The organism is Frankia sp. Hr75.2, from assembly GCF_949319125.1.
Taxonomy (GTDB): Bacteria; Actinomycetota; Actinomycetes; order Frankiales; family Frankiaceae; genus Parafrankia; species Parafrankia soli.
In genome coordinates, this window is record NZ_CASGGV010000188.1 from 58,697 (window position 1) to 78,909 (window position 20,213).

18 protein-coding genes are annotated in these 20,213 nt (G+C 69.9%); 7 read left to right on the plus strand and 11 right to left on the minus strand.

The genetic code is table 11. From position 1 onward, the window contains the following. Positions 1–43: 43 nt before the first annotated feature. The 4 genes from AC559T_RS14380 to AC559T_RS14395 all read right to left on the minus strand — a co-directional run bounded on the left by AC559T_RS14380 (position 44) and on the right by AC559T_RS14395 (position 5,333). Entirely contained in the window at positions 44–1,483 is a 1,440-nt protein-coding gene (locus AC559T_RS14380; protein WP_498869031.1) for an MFS transporter, read from the minus strand. Positions 1,484–1,598: 115 nt separating this feature from the next. Next, the gene (locus AC559T_RS14385; protein ID WP_498869032.1) at positions 1,599–3,131 is read right to left on the minus strand and encodes a protein kinase domain-containing protein; all 1,533 of its coding nucleotides are present in this window, start codon (positions 3,129–3,131) and stop codon (positions 1,599–1,601) included. A gap of 14 nt (positions 3,132–3,145) precedes the next feature. Then, complete coding sequence (locus AC559T_RS14390) at positions 3,146–4,501, minus strand: cytochrome P450 (RefSeq protein WP_498869033.1); 1,356 nt, start codon at positions 4,499–4,501, stop codon at positions 3,146–3,148. 226 nt (positions 4,502–4,727) lie between these two features. Further along, the gene (locus AC559T_RS14395; protein ID WP_498869034.1) at positions 4,728–5,333 is read right to left on the minus strand and encodes a GNAT family N-acetyltransferase; all 606 of its coding nucleotides are present in this window, start codon (positions 5,331–5,333) and stop codon (positions 4,728–4,730) included. Positions 5,334–5,684: 351 nt separating this feature from the next. On the opposite strand from AC559T_RS14395, the gene AC559T_RS14400 reads away from it, so the two are divergent. The 4 genes from AC559T_RS14400 to AC559T_RS14415 all read left to right on the plus strand — a co-directional run bounded on the left by AC559T_RS14400 (position 5,685) and on the right by AC559T_RS14415 (position 8,777). Further along, positions 5,685–6,191, plus strand: a complete 507-nt coding sequence (locus AC559T_RS14400) for a DUF2617 family protein (RefSeq protein ID WP_112106692.1) — start codon at positions 5,685–5,687, stop codon at positions 6,189–6,191. Then, the gene (locus AC559T_RS14405) at positions 6,188–6,661 is read left to right on the plus strand and encodes a DUF4247 domain-containing protein (RefSeq protein WP_498869035.1); all 474 of its coding nucleotides are present in this window, start codon (positions 6,188–6,190) and stop codon (positions 6,659–6,661) included. The genes AC559T_RS14400 and AC559T_RS14405 overlap by 4 nt, the downstream gene beginning before the upstream one ends. Before the next feature lie 75 nt (positions 6,662–6,736). Beyond that, positions 6,737–7,180 carry a DUF350 domain-containing protein gene (locus tag AC559T_RS14410; protein ID WP_071065098.1) on the plus strand — a complete coding sequence of 148 codons (444 nt, stop codon included), beginning with the start codon at positions 6,737–6,739 and terminating at the stop codon, positions 7,178–7,180. A 28-nt stretch (positions 7,181–7,208) separates the two neighbouring features. Further along, entirely contained in the window at positions 7,209–8,777 is a 1,569-nt protein-coding gene (locus tag AC559T_RS14415; protein ID WP_498869036.1) for a polyamine aminopropyltransferase, read from the plus strand. 57 nt (positions 8,778–8,834) lie between these two features. Here the strand turns inward: AC559T_RS14415 and AC559T_RS14420 are convergent, their stop codons facing one another. Beyond that, positions 8,835–9,482 (minus strand): TetR/AcrR family transcriptional regulator, encoded by a 648-nt coding sequence (locus AC559T_RS14420; RefSeq protein ID WP_112106688.1) that lies wholly within the window; start codon positions 9,480–9,482, stop codon positions 8,835–8,837. Positions 9,483–9,590: 108 nt separating this feature from the next. Here AC559T_RS14420 and AC559T_RS14425 point away from each other — a divergent pair, with 108 nt between their 5' ends. Both AC559T_RS14425 and AC559T_RS14430 read left to right on the plus strand, forming a co-directional pair. Then, on the plus strand, positions 9,591–10,943 hold the full coding sequence (locus AC559T_RS14425) for a long-chain-fatty-acid--protein ligase (protein WP_498869037.1): 1,353 nt from the start codon (positions 9,591–9,593) through the stop codon (positions 10,941–10,943). Next, complete coding sequence (locus tag AC559T_RS14430) at positions 10,940–12,364, plus strand: acyl-CoA reductase (protein ID WP_071065102.1); 1,425 nt, start codon at positions 10,940–10,942, stop codon at positions 12,362–12,364. The genes AC559T_RS14425 and AC559T_RS14430 overlap by 4 nt, the downstream gene beginning before the upstream one ends. 99 nt (positions 12,365–12,463) lie before the next feature. Here the strand turns inward: AC559T_RS14430 and AC559T_RS14435 are convergent, their stop codons facing one another. The 6 genes from AC559T_RS14435 to AC559T_RS14460 form a co-directional block, all read right to left on the minus strand. After that, positions 12,464–13,465 carry a ferredoxin family protein gene (locus AC559T_RS14435; RefSeq protein WP_498869038.1) on the minus strand — a complete coding sequence of 334 codons (1,002 nt, stop codon included), beginning with the start codon at positions 13,463–13,465 and terminating at the stop codon, positions 12,464–12,466. Between the two features lie 55 nt (positions 13,466–13,520). Beyond that, complete coding sequence (locus AC559T_RS14440; RefSeq protein WP_112106685.1) at positions 13,521–15,854, minus strand: xanthine dehydrogenase family protein molybdopterin-binding subunit; 2,334 nt, start codon at positions 15,852–15,854, stop codon at positions 13,521–13,523. Between the two features lie 173 nt (positions 15,855–16,027). After that, entirely contained in the window at positions 16,028–16,738 is a 711-nt protein-coding gene (locus AC559T_RS14445) for a GntR family transcriptional regulator (RefSeq protein WP_498869039.1), read from the minus strand. A gap of 5 nt (positions 16,739–16,743) precedes the next feature. Then, positions 16,744–17,175, minus strand: a complete 432-nt coding sequence (locus AC559T_RS14450; protein ID WP_498869040.1) for a VOC family protein — start codon at positions 17,173–17,175, stop codon at positions 16,744–16,746. Beyond that, positions 17,172–18,296: an amidohydrolase family protein gene (locus AC559T_RS14455; protein WP_112106682.1), complete on the minus strand. Its 1,125-nt coding sequence runs from the start codon at positions 18,294–18,296 to the stop codon at positions 17,172–17,174. Before AC559T_RS14455 ends, AC559T_RS14450 begins: the two co-directional genes overlap by 4 nt. A 14-nt stretch (positions 18,297–18,310) precedes the next feature. Beyond that, a complete protein-coding gene (locus AC559T_RS14460) occupies positions 18,311–19,531 on the minus strand; it encodes a CaiB/BaiF CoA transferase family protein (protein WP_498869041.1) in 1,221 nt (406 codons plus the stop codon). Positions 19,532–19,718: 187 nt separating this feature from the next. Between AC559T_RS14460 and AC559T_RS14465 the strand changes: the two genes are divergently transcribed. Beyond that, positions 19,719–20,210, plus strand: a complete 492-nt coding sequence (locus AC559T_RS14465; protein WP_498869042.1) for a TauD/TfdA family dioxygenase — start codon at positions 19,719–19,721, stop codon at positions 20,208–20,210. Positions 20,211–20,213: the final 3 nt, after the last annotated feature.

Consider the following 20,213-nt stretch of genomic DNA (forward strand, 5'->3'; position numbering starts at 1 on the left):
TCACCCCGCGGTCGAAGCAGTCGTCCCCCAAGCCCTCAGACCTTCAGAGCTCCCGGGCCGCACGGCGTTTCGGCAGTATCAGGGCCAGTGCTGTCCCGGTCGCGGCGACACCGGCGGTGAACAGAAGACCGTTGGAGTACCCGGCGTCCCGGTAGAACCGGATTCCGTGGACGACCTGGCTGTCCCGGGCGAGGATGACGAACGCCAGCTGGCCGAGGACGGTCTGGGTGACCCCCTGCGCCATTGACTGGGCACCGTTGGCCAGCGCCTGTTCGGCCGGGTGCACCGCCTGGATGACCAGGATGGGAATTGTGGCCACCACGAGGCCCATGCCCACCGCGGTCACGGCACCGAAAAGCATCAGCTGCGGCACAGTGTGGTGGTACACGGAGATCAGTCCATATCCACCGGCGACGAGTAGGCCGCCGGCGGCCAGGAGGAACCAGGCATCGAATCTACGGGCCAGCATTCCGGCCGCGACCGCACCCGTGAGGATCAGTACGCTGCTGGGTGCGCCGACCAGCGCATTCCTGGTTGCGGAGAATCCCAGGCCGTCGGAGACACCCGGAATGGTCGGCATGAGGGCGAGCAGGAACATCACCGTGCCGACGGCGTACGCCGCGCCTCCGACCAGGGACGTCGTCAGCAGCATGGTCCAGACCGGCCGTCGCCTCAGCAGGGGCAGTGGGATCATCGGGTGCGGGACCCGGCTTTCGGTGAAGACGAAGCCCACCACGGCGGCCAGACCGCCTCCGATGAAGAGAAGAGTGCGAGCACTGGTCCAGCCCCAGCCGGCGCCTTCACCGATCCCGTAGACGACCGCGGTCAGGCCACCGCCGAGCAGGAGCCCGCCCAGCCAGTCGATGCGGGTGCGTTCCTCGCGCACGGGACTCTCGGGCACGAGGACCACGAGCGCCACGAGGCTGAGCGCGCTGGCCGCGGCCATGAACCACAGCGCGCCACGGAAGCCGGAACCGTCCACGAGCCACGCGGACAGGAACGGGCCCCCCAGCGCGACCAGCCCGACGCCGCCGCCCAGCAGGCCGCTGGCGGGACCGATGAGCCGGCGCGGGAGGACGTCACGGACCATCGAGTAGGCCAGTGCCCCGATCGGGCCATAGCACCCGGCGATGCCGCGTCCGATCAGCAGCATGGAGTAGTTCGTCGCAAGGGCGGCGATCAGGTCTCCCACCAGCCCGAGGACGGTGATGACCACCATGACCCGCTTCTTGCCGTACATCGCCGCGGCCTTGATCGCGAAGGGCGTGGCGAAGGTGCCGACCAGGCCCGTGATCAGCGTGAACCACGAGATCCTGGCGGTGTGAAAGTGTACGGCGATCTCCGCCTGAACATTGCCGGAAAGCAGGCCGACCAGCCCCAGAAGCTGCGCGGCCCACATCAGCGCTATCAGGATCAGCGCATTCCGCGCGGTGAATCTGGACCGCCCTGGTTCCGTCCGGGACGGCACCGCGGTTACTGTCATGAACGGCTCCTGTCCTTTGGAATGGCCGAACCCCGGTTGCACGGGGCACGTCGACAGCGCCGCACAACATCAAAAAAGACGAAGAAGTGCTGTTCGGGACGGGCGCGAGTTCCGGCTACAACGGAATGAGAACGCCGCTGCCGGTCGGGCTGTCATGGAGCTCCAGCCGCCGCAGCGCGGCGCCCCGCGGGATATCGAAAACCAGCGTGCCGTGGATGGAGGCACCCGGCCCGGCGGGATTCCAGATCGTCTCGCCGGGCAGGTAGAGACGCGACAGGTAGTCGGCGGTGCGCCGGGCGCCGGTGCTGTCGTACGCGTACTGGTAGGCGTTCTCCAGTGCGCCCGAGGATGCACCGGTGTTACGAACCGTCATGGTGACCAGGCAGAACTGACCGTCCGGATGGCGGGCCAGGAACCCGAGGCCGAGCTGCTCGACCCCACATTCGACACCGTCCACGGCGAACAGCAACGGCCCGTCCCGGAAGCCGCCGGGACTCGGTGGGGTACTGGGGCCGGAGACCGGCGCGGCCGAGGATTCCACGGACCTGGCCGTGGATGCCCCCGACCTGGCTGTGGGCGCGGCCGGTCGCGCCGACGTCCCGTCATCACGGTTCGCCGCCGCCAACCCGATCGCTGTGAGACCCGCCAGTACCAGCGTCAGGCCGGAGGTCAGCAGAGCGCGGCCACGGCTCCAGCGCAGCCGCCGCGCAGGTGCGGACCCGTCCGGGGAGTGCGCGAGCTCCGCGGTGAGCCCGAGCAGTCGGACAGCCGGATCGGCGGACCGCTCCCCCGGCCGGCGCTCGACCAGGCGCAGCAGCAGGCCCCGGGCATCAGGCCGGCTGGCCGGCTCTTTCGCCAGAGCATCGCGGACGAGATCCTCCACCTGCGGGGGAAGGCCGGTCAGGTCCGGTTCGGCCGTGGTGATCCGGTGGGCGAGACCGACATCGTGGCCGTCCCCGAAGGGATGCCGTCCGGTACCCGCGTACGCGACGAGGACACCCCAGGCGAACACGTCAGCCGCCGCACTGATCGGCTGGCCGTTGATCTGTTCGGGTGCCATCCACCCGGCCGAGCCGAACCCCCAGTCGGTCGGCCTACCGCCGGTGCTGTCCAGGGCCAGGGCGATACCGAAGTCGATGACCCGTGGACCGGACAGCGACAGGATCACGTTGCCGGGCTTGAGATCCCGATGCACAAGCCCGGCGTGGTGGATCGCGGTCAACGCCGTCGCGACCCCGACCGCCAGCCCGGTAAGGGTGGACGAGTCGAGCGGACCCCTCTCGGCGACAGCCTGATCCAGCCGGAGGCCGTCGATGTACTCCGTCACCAGGTACGGCGCGAACGCGTCCGGGTCGGCGTCGAGAACCTCGGCGGTGCAGAACGAGGCGACGCTGCGAGCCGCCTCGACCTCCCGACGGAAACGGCGGCGGAACTCCTGGTCCCTGGCCCGATCCGGCCTGATCACCTTGACCGCGACCGGCCGCCCCCGCTGGTCGCGCGCGTAGTAGACGGCGCCCATCCCACCCACGCCCAGCCGGCTCAACAGGACGTACGGGCCGATGGCGGTCGGCTCGTGCGACAACAGGGGCTCACCGGGGACGAACGTCTCGGCCGCGGGAACCGTGCGCCCCTCCGGGTACGGCACCATGCCAGAAGGCAGCGTCAGCCCTTGATCCATCCGGTAGGTGAGCCGGCGGGCGGGCAGTCACGTGGCGGTGCCGGCGCGAGGTCGAACTCCAGGTGCAGGGCGGTCAGCCCACGCAGGATGAAGGTGGGCATGTACTCGTAGCGGCGGTTGCCGGCCGGGCCGTGCACCCGCTCGTTGACGCGGATGTCGGTGGTGCGGTCCAACAGCCGTTCAAGACTCGCCCGTGCCTCGGCCCGTGCCAACGGCGCGCCGGGGCAGCTGTGGATCCCACGCCCGAAAGCCAGATGCTGGCGGGCGTTGGAACGGGCGACGTCGAACGTCTCCGGGTTCTCGAAGCGGCGTGGGTCGCGGTTGGCCGCCCCGTTGACCACCATCACCGTGGTGCCGGCGGGCAACTGCACCCCACCCACCGTGACCGGCACCCGGGAGAGCCGGAAGTCGCCCTTGACCGGGCTCTCCCAGCGCAGGGTCTCCTCGATGAAGGCCGGGATGCGCTCCCGCTCGGCACGAAGCCGCCGCTGGAGGTCGGGCCGCTCAGCCAGGATCTTCAACGCCGAACCGAGCAGGCGCACCGTGGTTTCCTGACCGGCGGAGAAGAGGTTCGCGGCCACCCGCACCACGTCGATGACCTCGGGTGTCGATCCGTCCGGGAACGTCGCGCCGGCCAGACCGGTCAGCACGTCGGCGCGGGGGCTGCGGCGACGGTCCTCGATGTAGCCGGTGAACTTCCCGTAGAGAAACTCCAGCGGACTGTGGGCCAGGGTCTCCGCTCCGGTGCCGCCGACGCCGCCGGTCTGTGCCGGCTGGCGCTGCAGTTTGTCGAGAAACTCGTCCTGGTCCTCCTCGGGGACGCCCAGAAGGTCCGCGATGACGAGCAGTGTGAACGGTCCGGCGAATCCGCTGATGAACTCTCCCTCACCAGGAGTGAGGAACGGGTCGAGCATGCGGTCGGCAAGGTCCCACATCAGCGCCTCGTTCTCCTTGAGGCGCTTGGGGGTGATCAGCCGCATCAGCAGCGCGCGATGATCGGTGTGGGTGGGCGGGTCCATCGTCGGGAGCTGGTCGTTCATCGGCAGCTCATGGCGATGCCGCTCGATCAGCGCGGAGACGTCGTCACCGTCGAGCGGGACCGGGAAGCCGGGGAACGGACCCGTCACCGAGATGCAGGACGAGAACGCCTCGGAGTCGTGGAAGACCTCCACCGCCTCCTCGTAGCCGGTCACCATCACCACGTCGTGGTGGCGTTCCCGTTGTACGGGGCATTTCCGCCGCAGGGCGTCGAGGTAAGGGTACGGGTCCGCGACGAGGGTCTCGTCGCGGAAGAAGTCCATCGCCTCGAATTCGCGCACAGTCTCTACAGATCCCTTCATACGAGCCGGAGCCGGTGGTCGTTCTGTCTGGTGGACGACCGTGCCCGCAGATCTGACTTCCCCGCACAAGCGTGTCCGAACAAGCCCTGCCCGTCGTCCTCCCCCCGCAGGCAATACCGGCTACGTATGGCGCGGTACACGCTGTCCGCCGTACTACAGCCGGAGTAGACGACGTCCCCGCTCGCCTTCGACGCCCTTGTCCGGCATGGACTTTCCCGCCACCCGCTCAGTCCTCACCCGATGTCGGCGCCGACCAGGGCGAGGCGGCGCGCGCCCGGTAACCCGCATCCGCGGCGGCAGCCGCGTCCAACGTCAGCACCATCGGCACGTACACCTTCACCGACGGATCATCCGTAACCGGCTCCAGGTCACCGACCACCACGAACCCGTGCCGCTCATACACCCGCCGGGCCGGCCCGTTCGACGGCACCACCCACAGCCGGGCCCCGGCCGCGCCAGCCGCCCGGGCCCAGTCCAGCACCGCCAGCAACAAAGCGTCCGCCGTGCCCGAGCCTCGGGCCACCGGCGCCACCCACATCGCCGCCAGCTCCCGCAGGTCCCGCGCCGCCGACGGGGTGTGCGCCGACACCGAACCGACCACCGCGCCATCCCGCTCGGCCAGGAACGTCACGTCCGCGTCTCCGGACGCGCCCACCCGGGCTCGCTCCACCCAGTCCGCTCCCGGCCGGGTCGCTTCGTCGGCATAGGTACGCCAGAACACCCCCGGCGCGTCGGCCAGGGCCGCCAGCCGCACCGCCCGCAGAACCTCGGCGTCACCGAGCCCGATCCGCCGCACCCGCGCGCCACCGAACTCGCTGCCCCCACGATCCATCACCGGCAAGTCTGCCAGCCCAGACCATCGGACGGGAATCCGGCGAACCGGCCGGACCTGGTGCGGCATGGCGCCCGCGTCGGGTCATCCAGGGTCGCGTCGTCTCCGAGGACGAATCCCGTCTCCTCGCCGCCGGAATTCAACGGCGCTGCTTTCGCGCGCGTCGAGGACTCCGGACACCGCACCCGTTCGAGCCTCCGCTGGGGTCACCGCCGTAGGTCGACGCGGACACGCACAAGTTCCGTCGCAGCAATAAGTCCGGTATGTTCTCGCCGAGCATTCCCCGCCGGAGAGGACCCAGGTGCCCGAGGTCCCCTGTGTGCCGGTCCGCCGCGGCGCGGTCCCGGTCCGATGACCGCCCTCGAGCTGGCGGTCGTGCCCCGCGACGTCCGCGCCGCCTCCCTCGGCCTGCTGCTCGGCGCGCCGAGCCCCGCGTCGCTGGCCAGCGTCGACCTGCACGCGCCGCACGGCATGCTGACCCTGGCCGTCCTGGGCGCCTCGCACGCGGTGAGCGCCTCCTCGGGCACACGTCGACTGACCGAGGAGGTCTCCTGTGACGCCGTCGCGGCCGGTGGCTGCCCGCTGCCGTCGCGGGCGGAGCAGGATGGCTACACCCTGAGGGCGCAGGTGCGCACCGTCGATCGCCGCGAACTCGACGCGCTCGCGGCGAGTCTGCGGACCCGGGCGGCCGGGAGATCCGACTGGTTGTGCGCCGCCTTCCCCGGCGACGAGCGGGCGGTGACCGCCCTGACCGGCGCGCCGATGCCGCGCGGCTGGCAGTGGCACACCTGGCACCTCTACCCGGGCTCCCGCACGCACGAGATCGTGACCACCCACAGCCGCTGGGAGCCGCGATGACCACCGCCCGCGTCGCCCGCGTCGCCCGCGTCGCCCACGTCGCCCACGTCGCCCGCGTTGCCCGCAGCGCCCGCGTCGCGTTGGCTGTCCCGCTCGCCCTCGCCGTCGCGGTGCTACCCGCCTGCGGTGGCGACAGCAACGTCCGGGGCTGGCTCGCCGACAGCTACCGTCACACCGACACCCGGGGCGACACCGAGAGCTACCTGTCGACCGAGCCGGTCGACCGGACCGCCGCGGCCATCGCCGGCGGGGTCGCGCCGGCCGCCCGGGCCAGCGACGGAGGCAGCCAGTACCTCCGCTTCGCGGACGACATCGTGATCGTCAGCGCGGCGGCCGCCGGGGCCGGCAGCACTGTGCGGGTAGAGGATCTCGACGACGGGTTCAGCCATGGCCAGTACGCGCGCCTCGGCAGCGGGTTCACCCCCGGCTCGCCGGCCGGGAAGGACGGTGGTCCCGGCGATGGGAAGTGATCCGGGCCGGGGCCGCCGGGGCCCGGCCACGCAGCACCGTCCCCCCGTCCCCCCGCACACCACCGGGAGAGCCTCGTGACCTTCGGCAGCCTGGACGCCGGCGACCTCGGCGAGGGCATCGCCGCCACCCTGCTCTACTTCCTGGTCGGCGTCGGTGTCCTCGCGCTGGGTTTTCTGGTCCTCGACCTGCTCACGCCCGGCAACCTGCGCCGGCAGGTCTACGTCGACCGCCGGCCGAACGCCGCCGTCCTGCTCGCGGGCAACCACCTGTCGCTGACGGTCATCGTCGTCACGGCCATCCTGACCAGCTCGGACTCGCTGGCTCAGGGCCTTGTCGACTCGGCGGTCTACGGCCTCGTCGGGGTCGCGCTGCAGGCGCTCGCGCTCCGCGTGCTCGACGCCGTCGTGCCCGGGCACCTGCGCGCGATCGTCGACGAGCCGACACTCAGCCCGGCGGCGTGGGCGGTCGCCACCAGCCTGCTCGCGATCGGCGCGGTCAACGCGGCCGCGCTGTCCTGACGCCATCAGCTTCCTGACGCCATCAGCCGTGGCGACGGACACCCCCAGGGCCACATCGGCGGACAGCCCGCTGCCCGCCCGTACCCGCCCGCTCCTGCTCGCCGCGGTCGCGGTCTGCGCCGCCTGCGGCCTGGTGTACGAGCTGGTCCTGCTCACCCTGTCGACCAGCCTCGCCGGCGGCGGCATCACCCAGACCTCACTGATCGTCGCCGGATTCGTCGCCGCCCTCGGCGCCGGGGCGCTGCTGGTCAAGCCCTTCCTCGGGCACGCGGCCGCCGCCTTCGTCGCCGTCGAGACCCTGCTCGGAATCCTCGGCGGGCTCAGCGCCGTCACTCTCTACGTCACCTTCAGCTTCTACGCGACGAGCGGACCGGTGCTCGTCCTCGGCACCGCGCTGCTCGGCACGCTGGTAGGCGCCGAGCTGCCGCTGCTTGTCACGCTCCTGCAGACCGGCCGGACCGACGTGGACGCCCGGGCCAGCGGCCGGCTGCTCGCCGACCTCAACGCAGCCGACTACGCCGGCGCCCTCGTCGGCGGGCTGGTCTGGCCGTTCGTCCTGCTCCCCACGGCCGGCATGATCCGCGGAGCCGCGCTGACGGGGCTGGTCAACCTGACAGCCGCGACCGTGGTCGCCACGTTGCTGCTGCGGCGGTGGCTGACCAGACGTGCCCTCGTCACCGCGCTCGGCGCGCTCCTGGCCGCCGCCACCCTGCTCGGCACGCTGCTGCTCCGCGCACGTGACATCGAGACCGACGCCCGCCAGCGGCTGTACGCGGACCCGATCGTGGTCGCCACCCGGTCCGCGTACCAGGAGATCGTCGTGACCCGCCGAGGCGGCGACCTGCGCCTCTACCTGGACGGCGACCTGCAGTTCTCCAGCGCCGACGAACACCGGTACACCGAGGCGCTCGTCGCCCCCGCACTCGCCCGTGATCCCGCCCGTGTCCTGGTCCTCGGCGGCGGCGACGGGTTGGTCGCGCGCGAGCTGCTGCGCCACCCCACGGTCCGGCAGGTGGTGCAGGTGGAGCTGGACCCGCGGATGATCGAACTCGCCCGGACGACCTTCGCCCGACTCAACCGTGCCGCGCTCAACGACCCGCGGGTGCGTGTGGTGGTGGCCGACGCCTTCCGCTGGCTGCGCGACCCACCGCCGGAGCCGTTCGACGCCGTCGTCGTGGACATGCCCGATCCGGACACACCCGCGCTCGGCCGGCTCTACTCGCAGGAGTTCTACGGCCTGGTGCGGGCGGTCCTCGCGCCCGGAGGCCTGCTCACCGTGCAGGCCGGCAGCCCGTACGCGACACCGAGTGCCTACTGGCGCACGGTGAGCACGGTCAGGGCCGCGGGCCTGGCCACCACGCCGTACCACGTCGACGTCCCGAGCTTCGGGGACTGGGGCTTCGTGCTGGCAACCACCGGGGGGACACCTGCGCCGCTCGTGCTTTCCGAGCGGGCCACCCCGGCCCGGTTTCTCGACCAGGCCGTGCTCACCGCCGCCGGGGTCTTCCCGCCGGACCGGCCTCCGCGCACCCTCGAGCCCTCCACGCTCGACCGCCCACGGATCGTCGACGACCTGCGGACCGGCTACCAGCGTTAGGACTTCACCCCGGAGAAGGCGGTGGAGTCATGGAAGACCTCCACCGCCTCGTCGTCCTCAGCGTGGCCGGAGGCCGTCGAGCAGCAGGCGAACGGAGAACTGGATCCTCTCGTCCAGTTCGTTCTGTGTCGGCATGTGGCCACTCACGATCGTCCTCACCGGACCGCTGACCAGCATGCTCATGAAGACGGATGCGGCGAGTCTGGGATTGGTGGGCGCGATCGTGCCGTCGGCGACCGCACGCTCGAGCACGCCGGCGACGAACTCGATCACCGGCCTGCCGCTCTGCTCGAAGCTGATGGTGAAGATCTCGGGGAAGCGGTAGCTCTCGGTGTTGATGATCCGCTGCAGGCGCAGGCCGTTGGGTGTCGCCACCTGAGTGATCCGTAGTCGGGCGATCCCCTCGAGCGTTTCGGCCAGGTCGCCGTTGTCCAGGCCCTCGAGCACGGCCTGGGGCACGATCTGGCGCTCGATGGCGCGCTGGACCGCCGCGCGGAACAGCGCGGCCTTGTCGGGGTAGCGGGCGTAGACCGTGCGCTTGGTCATGTTGACCCGGGCGGCGATCATCTCGATCGTCGCCAGCTCGAAGCCTCGCTCCAGGAACAGGTCGAGCGCGGTGTCGAGGAGCTCCTCGTGGCGCGCCTCGGCCTGCTCGCGGGTGGGGCGCCCCGCCCCGCGCCGGGTGGGTGCGACTCCGTTCTGCATGTCGCCTCGCTCGACTTCCCTCTTGCGCCGCCGCCAGGTTCGATTAATGATACGCATCAGGTGCCGTTCTCCGGACCCGGCCACCAACACGAACAGTAAGGATGCCCTGTGAGCTCAGCCATCGAGACACTGACCCGGCTGGTCGATGCCGAGGATCGGTTCGATCACTCCCCCGCCGAGCTGCGCGAGACGCAGTTAGCCGCTCTGAACGAGCGGTTCCAGGAGCGCAGGGAGCGCATCAGGCTGCTCGCGCACCGGGCCCGCGAGGCCGGCACCACCGAGATCCGCAGCCGCGAGGACATGGTCGCGCTGCTCTTCCCGCACAGCGTCTACAAGAGCTACCCGGAGAGCTTCCTGATCGAGGAGAAGTGGGACCGGCTCGGCAAGTGGCTGGGCACCGTCTCGCCCTACCCGATCAGCCCGATCGAGACCTCCGACATCACCGACATCGACGACTGGATCGGACGTCTGCAGGCCAAGGGCCACTACGTCTCCTGCTCCAGCGGCACGACGGGCAAGTCGGCGATGCTGCTCGCGTCGGAGCAGGACATGACCTGGTCGCGCGTCGACACGGTCAACGTGTTCTCCTGGGGCTCGGGAGTGAAGCCGGCGCGGGACCGACGGATGATCGGCGTGGGGGCGACCGCCGCCGTGCCGAAGAACATGGTCATCGCGGAGGCGCAGCAGGCGGCGTTCAGCGATCCCGCCAGGGAGCGTTTCAGCCTGCCGATCCCGCCGATCACGGTCGGGTCGCTGACCAAGATGGTCGTGCTCCGCAAGAAGATCGCCGACGGCACCGCGCTGCCCGGCGAGCTGGCCGACTTCGAGCGGACCTCCAGGGAGCGGCAGGAAGCCCTCGACAAGGCGATGATCACCGGCGCCGAGGCGCTCATCCGATACCGCGACGAGAAGCTCTACATCGCCGGCATGTGGAACTCGCTGTACCAGGCGGCCAGGATCGTGCGCGACATGGGCTATTCGGCGAAGGACTTCCACCCCGACAACTGCCTCTACGTCGGCGGCGGGCTCAAGCGCGCGCAGCTGCCGCCGGACTACCAGGAGTTCGTCCACGAGACGTTCAACATCCCGGCCAGCCGGGATTTCCAGAACTACTCGATGCAGGAACTCAACTCCGGCATGCCCAAGTGCCAGAAGGGCAACCGCTACCACGTGCCGCCGTGGATCGTTCCGTTCATCCTCGACGAGGCGGGCGAAACGCTGCTGCCGCACGAGAGCGGCGAGGTCGAGGGCCGGGCCGCCTTCTTCGACCTCTCGCTCGACGGACGCTGGGGCGGGATCATCACCGGCGACAAGATCTCGCTCGATCTGAGCCCCTGCGCGTGCGGCCAGAAGGGGCCCTCGGTGCGGAACAACATCACCCGTTACGCCGACCTCAAGGGCGGCGATGACAAGATCGGCTGTGCCGGTACCGTCGACGCGTACGTGCGAGGCCTTTCATGAGCGTCACCGACATTCGGCCCCAGTCCGCCGACGCGATCGTCTCCGCGCCGTTCTTCCTTCGCGGCGAGCTTTCCGAGGGCCGGGACGTCACGCACCGCTCGCGCGACCTGGGCGTCACCTTCGCCACGCCGCGGATCGCCATGGACAAGGCGGTGCACCCGCGCACCGAGGTGCCGCCGCTGCTGAACGTCCCGCTCAAGGAGATCATCGATTTCCTCGTCGAGACGGGCGAGCGGATCCGCGATCCCCGGAACACCTTCATGCAGGACTGCATCGATCGCATGGCCGGCACCCACGTGCTGCCCCGTGCGGTGCTGGAGGGGCAGGTCAAGGGCGCCGCCGCCTATCTCGACAAGCGCCTGCTCGAGACTGTGGTGGAGCAGAACTTCCCCGACCCCAGGGCCCTGGACGAATGGGTGCCCAAGCAGGACTTCACCGGCCGGAAGAGCTACATCCGCGCCTTCGCGCCCCGACTGATCCACGTGTTGCCGGGCAACTCGCCGGGCGTCGCGGTGAAGTCCATCGCCCAGGGCGCGTTGGTGAAGGCCGTCAACCTGTTCAAGATGTCCTCCAGCGACCCCTTCACCACGGTGGCGGTCCTGCGGACGATGGCGGACATCGACCCCGGCCACCCCATCGTGAGATCGATGTCGGCGGTCTACTGGCGCGGCGGCGACGACGCGGTGGAGCAGGTGCTCTATCGCCCGCAGTACTTCGACAAGATCGTGGCCTGGGGCGGCGGCGACGCGATCAACAACGTGATCAAGTACCTCGGGCCGGGCTTCCAGCTTGTCTCGTTCGACCCCAAGACGTCGGTCTCGATGGTCGGCAGGGAGGCCTTCGCCTCCGAGGAGGCGCTCGACGTCGCCACCGAGCTCGCCGCCGGCGACGTCATGATCCTCAACCAGGAGGCCTGCGTCGCCAGCCGTTTCGTCTTCGTCGAGGCGGACCAGGCCGACGCGGACCGCTTCAGCGAGCGGCTCCACGCGCGCATCGTCGAGAAGGCGGCCGCCTCGGGTGACGCCCGTCCGCTCGACGCCGACCTGCGCGAGCAGATCGACGTGCTGATGATGCTCGACGACGAGTTCGGCGTCTGGGGAAAGACCGACGGCCGGGGGCTGGTGATCCGTTCGGACGAGCCCGTGGACTTCCACCCGATCAACAAGACCGCGAACGTGGTCCGGGTGGACTCGCTCGACGAGGCGATGAGGTACGTCAACGTGGCAACCCAGACGGTCGGCTTCTATCCCTTCGCACGGATGGCCGACTACCGCGACCGGCTGGCCAGTGGCGGCGCGCAGCGCATCGTCCGGCTGGGCGAGGCGGGGCCGAGCACGATCGGCAACCCGCACGACGCCATGTACCCGCTGCACCGCTTCGTCCACTGGATGGCCCACGAGGACGGCGCCGGACCACAGTAGGAACACGTTCCCGCCACCGGTGACCGGCAGTCCCGGCCGGCAGGACAGCAGAAGCTCTCGGCCCACAATCCGATGCGGCTGTACTGGACCAAGGCATGATCAGCCTCTGCCGGCGAGGTTGATGGAGCGTAGTGCCAGTTCCGGTGCCGTCTTCTCGGCCCGCTCGGGAGGCTCGCCGCAGACGAGGACGGGAACGTCGCGGATGACGTCGATCCTCGCGGTCGCTGCCGCGGGTCCGGTCGGTCCACCCCAGGCCAGCTGCACGGTGGCCGACCGTCCCCCGGCGGCGATCTCGGTGCGTGCGGAGGTGAGCTGGTGGTCCAGCCAGGCCCAGCCGAACCGCTCGAACAGCTCCCGTTCGGCCACCTGGCCCCAGGTGTCCAGCGCGGTGTCACCGCGGTAGTGGCCCCGCAGCGGCGGCGGCCCGGACCGGCGCACGATCGCGTCGAGGGTCTCGGCGTCGAGGAACCCCCAGGCCCGCCCGTCCGGCAGTGTGAACCCGGTCGGCGCGAAGCGGTGTCCGCCGGTGTGGCTGCACCGGCGGACACGCACACCCGGCCAGGCCGTGGCCACGTCCAGCGCCAGGCGAGTCCCCAGCCGCGCGCAGCAGCGGTCCCGCGCGCCGTGCCCACACAGCAGCACCTCGGCGGGTGCGATCCGGCTCGTCGGGTCCGCCTGCGGCGCCTCGAGCAGCCGGGCGACCTCGTCGGCGATGCCTTCGGAGGGCACGAGGTGGTCGGTACCCACGAAACGGCCCGAGTCCACCCGGCGCCAGATCGTCACCCGCACGCCGCACCCGACGCTCGGTCCCGGCTGATCGCTGGCGACCGCGGAGCCCAGCGGGACGCCGGCCTTCCCGATCGGGTCGTTGAGGTCGTCCGCAGGGGGTCTGACCGCCAGCACCCTGGTTCGGCGAAGGTTACGCCGTTGGAGGTCGGCGAAGGCCGGTATCTCGCCGACGTCCCTGGGCCAGGGCGGTGACACCTCGATGAGCACGAGCGTGTCGCAGGTCAGCGCGGACCCGACCGGGTCGACGCCCTGCGCGTGCGTCCAGGGCGCACAACGGTAGGACAGTGCCGGGGACGTGGTACGGAGGCTCACGAAGGCCACCTTCCGCTATGACTGCGGACTGTTTCGGGCAACTGGTGGACGAGTGTCAGGCAGAGATCACGCCCGCCAGCTCGAGGATCTTCGCTGGGGGAAGGTACTGGTCGACCACCCGAGCTCCGAAGGGCAGCAGAGCGTCCGCCACGGCGTTGGTCAGCGTCGCCGGGGCTGCCAGCGCCCCGCCTTCGCCGACACCGTGGAAGTCGAAGTCGCCGAGGCCTGCGGAATCGATGTGTTCGATCTCGATGTGCGGGATCTCGGCAGCGGTCGGGAGCAGGTAGTCCATGAACGTGGCGGCGAGGAAGTTGCCGTCGGCGTCGTAGGCGGCGTTCTCGTACAGCACCTCGCCGATGCCCTGCGCGATACCGCCGCAGATCTGACCCTCGACGATCGCGGGGTTGACCACCCGTCCGCAGTCCTCGACAACGACGTAACGAAGTATCCGGACCTGCCCCGTGGCGATGTCTACCTCGACGGTGCAGACATGCGCGCCGCCCGACCAACCGCTGCTGGTGACGGCGGACCCGTCGAAGCGCTCCTGCGCCGTCAAGGACACGTCGGTGCCCGGCGGGAGGAACATGGGCGCCATCATCGCCAGCTTCGCCACGTCGGCCAGCGGGATCGCCTTGTCCGGCGCCCCCTTCGGTGTCACCATCCCGTCGACGATGTCGAGGTCGCCAGGATCGATCTGCAGCCGGTGGGCCGCGATGTCCAGCACCTTTTCCTTCAGCCGCCTGGTCGTCACGATCACGGCACCCGTCGCCCACGTGCCGGCCCGGCTGCCGCCGGTGCCGATGAGGTTGAACGGGGTCTGACGGGTGTCGCCGTGGACCACCCGCACGTGGTCGAGCGGAATACCCATCTGGTCGGCCGCGACCTGGGCGAGCGTCGTCTCGTGGCCCTGGCCGTGCGGGGCCTGACCGGTGGTCACGAGGAGATGACCGTCGGCCTGGAGCGCCGCCTTCGCCTGTTCGCCGCCGAAGGGCGCACCTTTGCCGCGCAGCTCCGGCGGCCCGGGCGCTGCTTCCATGAAGATGGCGAACCCGATGCCGAGGTAGCGGCCCGCGGCACGGGCGGCTACCTGCTCCTTGCGGAACCCGTCGTAATCGACGAGGTCCAGGGCCTGCTCGAGGGAGCGGCGCGAGGTGATGCCCTCGAGGCCGCGGCCTGTGATGATCTGGTCGCCGGGCTCGCCGGCCACCAGGTTCCGGCGCCGGATGTCGGCGGGGTCGAGCCCCAGCTCGTGGGCCGCGATGTCAAGCAGCCGTTCCCGCGTCCACACCTCCATCTCCCACGGGCCCCGGTAGGCGACGTACGTAGCCTTGTTGCTGGCGACGACGGCGCTTTCATATTTGTAGGCTTTGATGTGGTATGGGCCGGGCAGCGACGTACAGATCATCTCAGGGTAGATCGTGCAGCTGAACGGCACCGCCGGGTAGGCGCCGCCATCCAGGACGAGCTTCACCTTCAACCCGAGCAGCGTGCCGTCGGCCTTCAGCGCGAGTTCCGCGTCGATCTTCTCTTCTCGGGCGTGGCCGGACGCGAGAAGGTGCTCGTTGCGGTCCTCCACCCATTTGACCGGACGGCCGAGCCGCTTACTGGCCAGCGCGATGCAGAAGTCCTCGCGCCCCACCACACCCTTGAGGCCGAAGCCACCACCCACGTCACCCGCAAGCACCCGCAGCCGTTCCAAGGGATGGTCGAGAGCCTGGGCCAGTGCCTGACGCAGGCCGTGCGGGGTCTGGGTCGATGCGATGAAGGTCAGCTCCCCCGAGGCCGGGTCGTAGTCGGCGATCCCGCCCCTCGTTTCCAGGGGGACGTTGGCGACACGGTGTTGGCGCAAGGTCGCCCGCACCACCTGGTCGGCCTCGGCGAAGGCGGCATCGATGTCACCCAGGGTGACGGGCGGGCTCGTCGCCACGATGTTGTCGCCGAGTTCGTCGAAGATGGCCGGTGATGCGGGGTCGAGGGCGGTCTCGTAACCGGTCACCGCCGGAAGCGGCTCGTAGTCGATGTCGACCAGCTCGCACGCGTCCTCGGCTATGTACCGGCTGTCGGCCACGACCATCACGAGCGGATCGCCGACGAACCTCGCCTTGTCCGTGGGCAAAGCACGGAACGTCGGCCATTTCGGTCCATTGCGCAATCCCGTGAGGGGATTGCAGCCTGCTGCCAGGTCGGCGCCGGTGAACACCGCCACGACGCCGGGCACCGCTCGCGCCGCCGAGGTGTCGATGCTGTTGATCCGAGCGTGGGCCATGGGGCTGCGCACGAAAGCGACATGGAGCATGCGCGGCAACGTCACGTCGTCGACGAACTTTCCGCGGCCCGTCAACAACCGCGGGTCCTCGACTCTCGCCACCCGCTCGCCGACGAATCTCATCGGTACGACACCGGCTCAGGTACCGCCGCGCCACCGAACGCCGGCGCCGACCTTCCGCGTCGCTCCGCGAGTCCGCAGCCGGGGCCGGGGACCGGAACGGGTGAGCTCCGATCTTCACGTGCGCCTATGCATAAGAACCGTGACAAGGCTCGTGACCTCCTCCGCGCGATTAGCTATGGGGACTTGCTGGCGGCTTCGAACCGGACGTCGACGACACGCCGCCAGCCTTGGGAGGCATAGGTCGCGTCGATGATGGCCGCCGCCGCCGTCGCCGCCCGAGCGGGATCGCGGTCAGCCATCGCATCGACCATTTCGCGAACGAGCTTCGCCCGGAGGTTCCGCGTCTCCTCCGGAATCTGCTCGATGAGCTCGATTGAGGTGGCCCACTCAATCTTGAAGCGCACGACACGCATCAGTGCGATCAGCGTGCTGTTCCCGGACGCCAATGCCAGGTGCTCGTAAAGCTGCCCCTTCACCGTGCGGGTGTCCTCGGGCCGCCGCTCCCGGAACGCTCGGTCACCCTCGTCGAGGAGCCGACGGAACGTCTCGAGGTGCTCGGGGGTGCACCGCATCGCCGCCTGCGCCGCGGCCAGCGGCTCCAGGACCGCCCGCACATCGAGCAGGTCATGGGCGGCCTCGGCGTCCAGGGTGGCGACGAAGGTGCCGCCATAGCGTTCGGACCGGACGAATCCCTCGGACGCCAGCGCCCGCAGCGCCTCCCGCATCGGGATCCGTGACACACCGAACTCGGCGGCGAGCCACTCCTCCTTAAGACGCTGGCCGGGCGCGAACTGGCCGCGGATGATCCGTCCACGGATGGTATCGACGAGTGCCTGCACGTTGCCGCGAGCGGGCGAACCCTGGGTCGGCGTCGGCTGTGTCACCGCCCTTATTCTGCCCTACCGGAATGTTGATCAAGGAGTTCGAACCGCAGCCCGTTGTGCAGATGGTAGGTGAACCTTTTCGGGGTCTTCCCGTCCGCGCCGACACCATGGATCTCGATCGGGCACGGCCCGGCCAGCCGGCCGCTGTCCGCCGCCAGGTCGCCCGTGTAGTAGGCGAGGTGGTGCAGGAGCATGCCGCTCTCGACAAGCGCCCACGGTGAGTCCGGAATCGTCTGGATCAATTCCAGGCGCGGGTACTGCGCCGTGACGGCAATCCTGAGCTGGACGTCGCGGGTGCCGTGCTCGTCGTCGCGCATCACCAGCGTGGGCTCGAAGATCCCCATCCACTCCAGGCCGAGCTGGGTGGACAGCGCCGCCATCGCCGGCTCGAGCTCCGGCACCACGAGGCCGACGTGGTCGAGGTTCGGGTCGATCACGCGAGGTTGAACACCCGCACGGCGTTCCCCGCGAGGATGGCGTGCTTGCGGTCGTCGTCGAGGCCTGGGGTCAGCTCGGCGATGTACTGCTGGGTCTTCGGGAACAGCGTCCCGCTGTGCGGGTAGTCGATGGAGAACATGGCGGCCGACGCCACGAGCGGGTCGCGCTTGGCGTCTTCGAAGCCGACGAAGTCGTCGAGCACACTGACGAAAAGGTTCTTGCCGATGAACTCGTGGGGCGGGGTGTGCAGCGGCGGGTTGGCCCAGTGCTTCTGGCGCTCGAACTCCTGGTCCATCATCAGGGCCCAGAACCGCAGCCACCCGAAGTTGACCTCGGCGTCGACGAACTTCAGGCCGGGGTGCCGTTCGAACACACCGGTGAAGGTCAGCTGGGAGAACGGCGCGACGCCGGTGAAGAACCGCTGGACGATACCGGCGAGGTTGACACCCGCGGCGGCCTCCGGCCTCGGGGTGGCCTGCCCCGCCGGTTCCTTCCCGCCCATGGTGCGGTGGATGCACAGCGTCACCGGCGCCTGCTCGGCCGCCGTCCAGAGCGGCTCGTAGTAGCTGTCGTAGTACGGACGCTCACTCCAGTAGGGGAGGAAGGCTCCCTTGGCACCCTTGGCAGCCACCCGCTCGAGTTCGGCGAGCAGGACGTCCATGCCGTCGTCGACCGGCAGGAGCGGCAGACCGATGAGCCGCCGCGGGTTGACGGCGCAGAACTCGTCGAGCAGCCAGTCGTTGTAGGCCCGCAGGATGGCGAGGGCGAAGGGTCGATCGTCGAGCGTGTACGACGTGAGAGAGGCCATCGGGTAGATGGTGGCGGCGTCCACGCCGTCGGCGTCCATGTCCTTCAGGTGGGCGGCGCCGTCGTAGTTGCCCGGGAGGATCTCATCGACGGTCAGGCCGCTGGCCTTGTAGTCCTCGAACGGGCGGCCGGCTACGGCGTTCAGCCCGAACGTCTTGCCCGGCGGCTTGCCGTCGAAGCTCCAGCCGTCACCACCGTCCGCGCCGCGCAGGATGCGCGGCGCCCGGTCCCGGTACTCCTTGGGTAGGTAGGTGGTGAACGTGTGCGGCGCCTCGATGATGTGGTTGTCCGCCGAGATGACCTTGTAATCCATGGTGCGTTCCCCTCTCAGATGATGGCGCCCTGCTCCTTGAGGGCGGTGATGTCGTCCCACGAGTAGCCACACGCCAGGAGGACCTCCTCGGTGTGCTGGCCGTGCTCGGGCGCCCGCCGCATCGCGGTGAGCGGCTGCCCGTCGAACTGCGCCGGCGATGCCACGAACGACAGCGGCGGCCCGGGATCCTCCCCCGGGACGAGGTAGCCGTTGGCGAGCACCTGCGGATCACGCACGACCTCGGCGGGTGTCTGGAGCACGTCCCACACCCCGGTGAACGTGGCCAGCGCTTCGCGCCACTCGTTCACGGTGCGGGACGCGAACACCTCCTCAAGCAGGCCGATCAGCTCGGTGTTGTGGGTCATGCGGGCGTGGAAGTCCACAAAACGCGGGTCGTCGGCCAGTTCCGGTCGGCCGATGTGCTCGCAGAAGCCGCGCCAGTGCGGGTCTGGCTGGATGACGACCATCGACAGCCAGCGGCCGTCCTTCGTCTGATAGCTGTTCGACAACGGATTGCGGACCGTCCGACGGTCGGCCCGTTGCATCAGCGGGCCCTCCGGCCCGGCGTTGGCCTCCGTCATCAGGACGGTGGCGTTCATCCACATGCCGCCGGCGAGCAGCGAGATGTCGACCTCCGACGGGACGCCCGTGCTCGCCCGCTTGAACAGGGCGGCGGCGACGGCGCCGGCGCCGCCGAGCCCCCCGACGCAGTCGCCGATGCCGCCCGGCGGATGGGTCGGTTGGCGGGCGTCCGGCGGGGTGAGGAACTGGGCGATGCCGACGCGGGCCCACGCGACCGCGGCGTCGAAGCCGGGGGTCTCGGCATCCGGGCCACGAGGCCCGTAGCCGCTGGCCCGCACGTAGATGATCGAGGGATTGGCCGCCCGGATGTCGGCGATCTCGACGCCGAGCCGCCCCCGCGGATCGGGCAGCAGGTTGGTGATGAACACGTCGGCGTCCGCGACCAGGCGTAACAGCACCTCGTGGCCAGCGGGCGTCGACAGGTCGACGGCCGCGCTGCGCTTGCCCCGGTTGGCCAGCTCGATCGTCGGATTCACCGGGCCGGTGTGGAAGAACCCCCGATAAGGATCACCGCCGTTCCGCGTCGGCTCGATCTTGATGACGTCGGCGCCCCAGTCAGCGAGGATCGCCCCACACGACGGCGCGAACAGCCACGCCGCCACCTCGACCACCTTCACGCCCGCCAGCAGGTCGTACCTGAGCTGATCCGGCACGGGCTCGTCCTCCCGTCTTCGGTGTCGCCCCATCCGGTCTTCGGCATGAGACTTGTATACAACATTACCCCAGCAGTTGTATACACCTGGGACGACGTCCGGTCGCTTCCTCACGCCTGGCCCCGTTCCGTCCCGACTTCCCGAGGACGCTCCAGACGTCACTCGGCCGCCGCGAAAGGTCACGACGGTGCGGCGAAAACTCCCCACCGGCCCGTCGTCTCATCGCCGCCTGGGCAGCGGCCCGTCAGGTCCGCACACACCACGCCAGAGAGGAAGACGAGATGGCGACAACGACGGCTCCGGACGTACGACCGGTGACGCCGGTGGTGGGAGCGACCATCAGCGGTGTCGATCTCCGCGAGCCGCTCGGCCCGGACACGGTGCGGGCCATACGGCAGGCGCTGCACGGAAAGCCCTGTTCCTCAACGAGGCATGGACCACCCGCATCGTGGAGCTGCAGCCCGCCGAAAGCGCCCACCTGCTCGCGCTCCTGTTCGAGCACGTGAAATCGCCCGACTTCACCATGCGATACCGGTGGGCCCCCAACGACCTGGCGATCTGGGACAACCTCGCCGCCCAGCACTACGCCGTGCCCGACTACGACACCTCCCGGGTAATGCAGCGCGTCGTCCTCGCTGGCGATCGGCCGTACGGCCCCTCGCGCCGTATTTTGGTGTAGGTA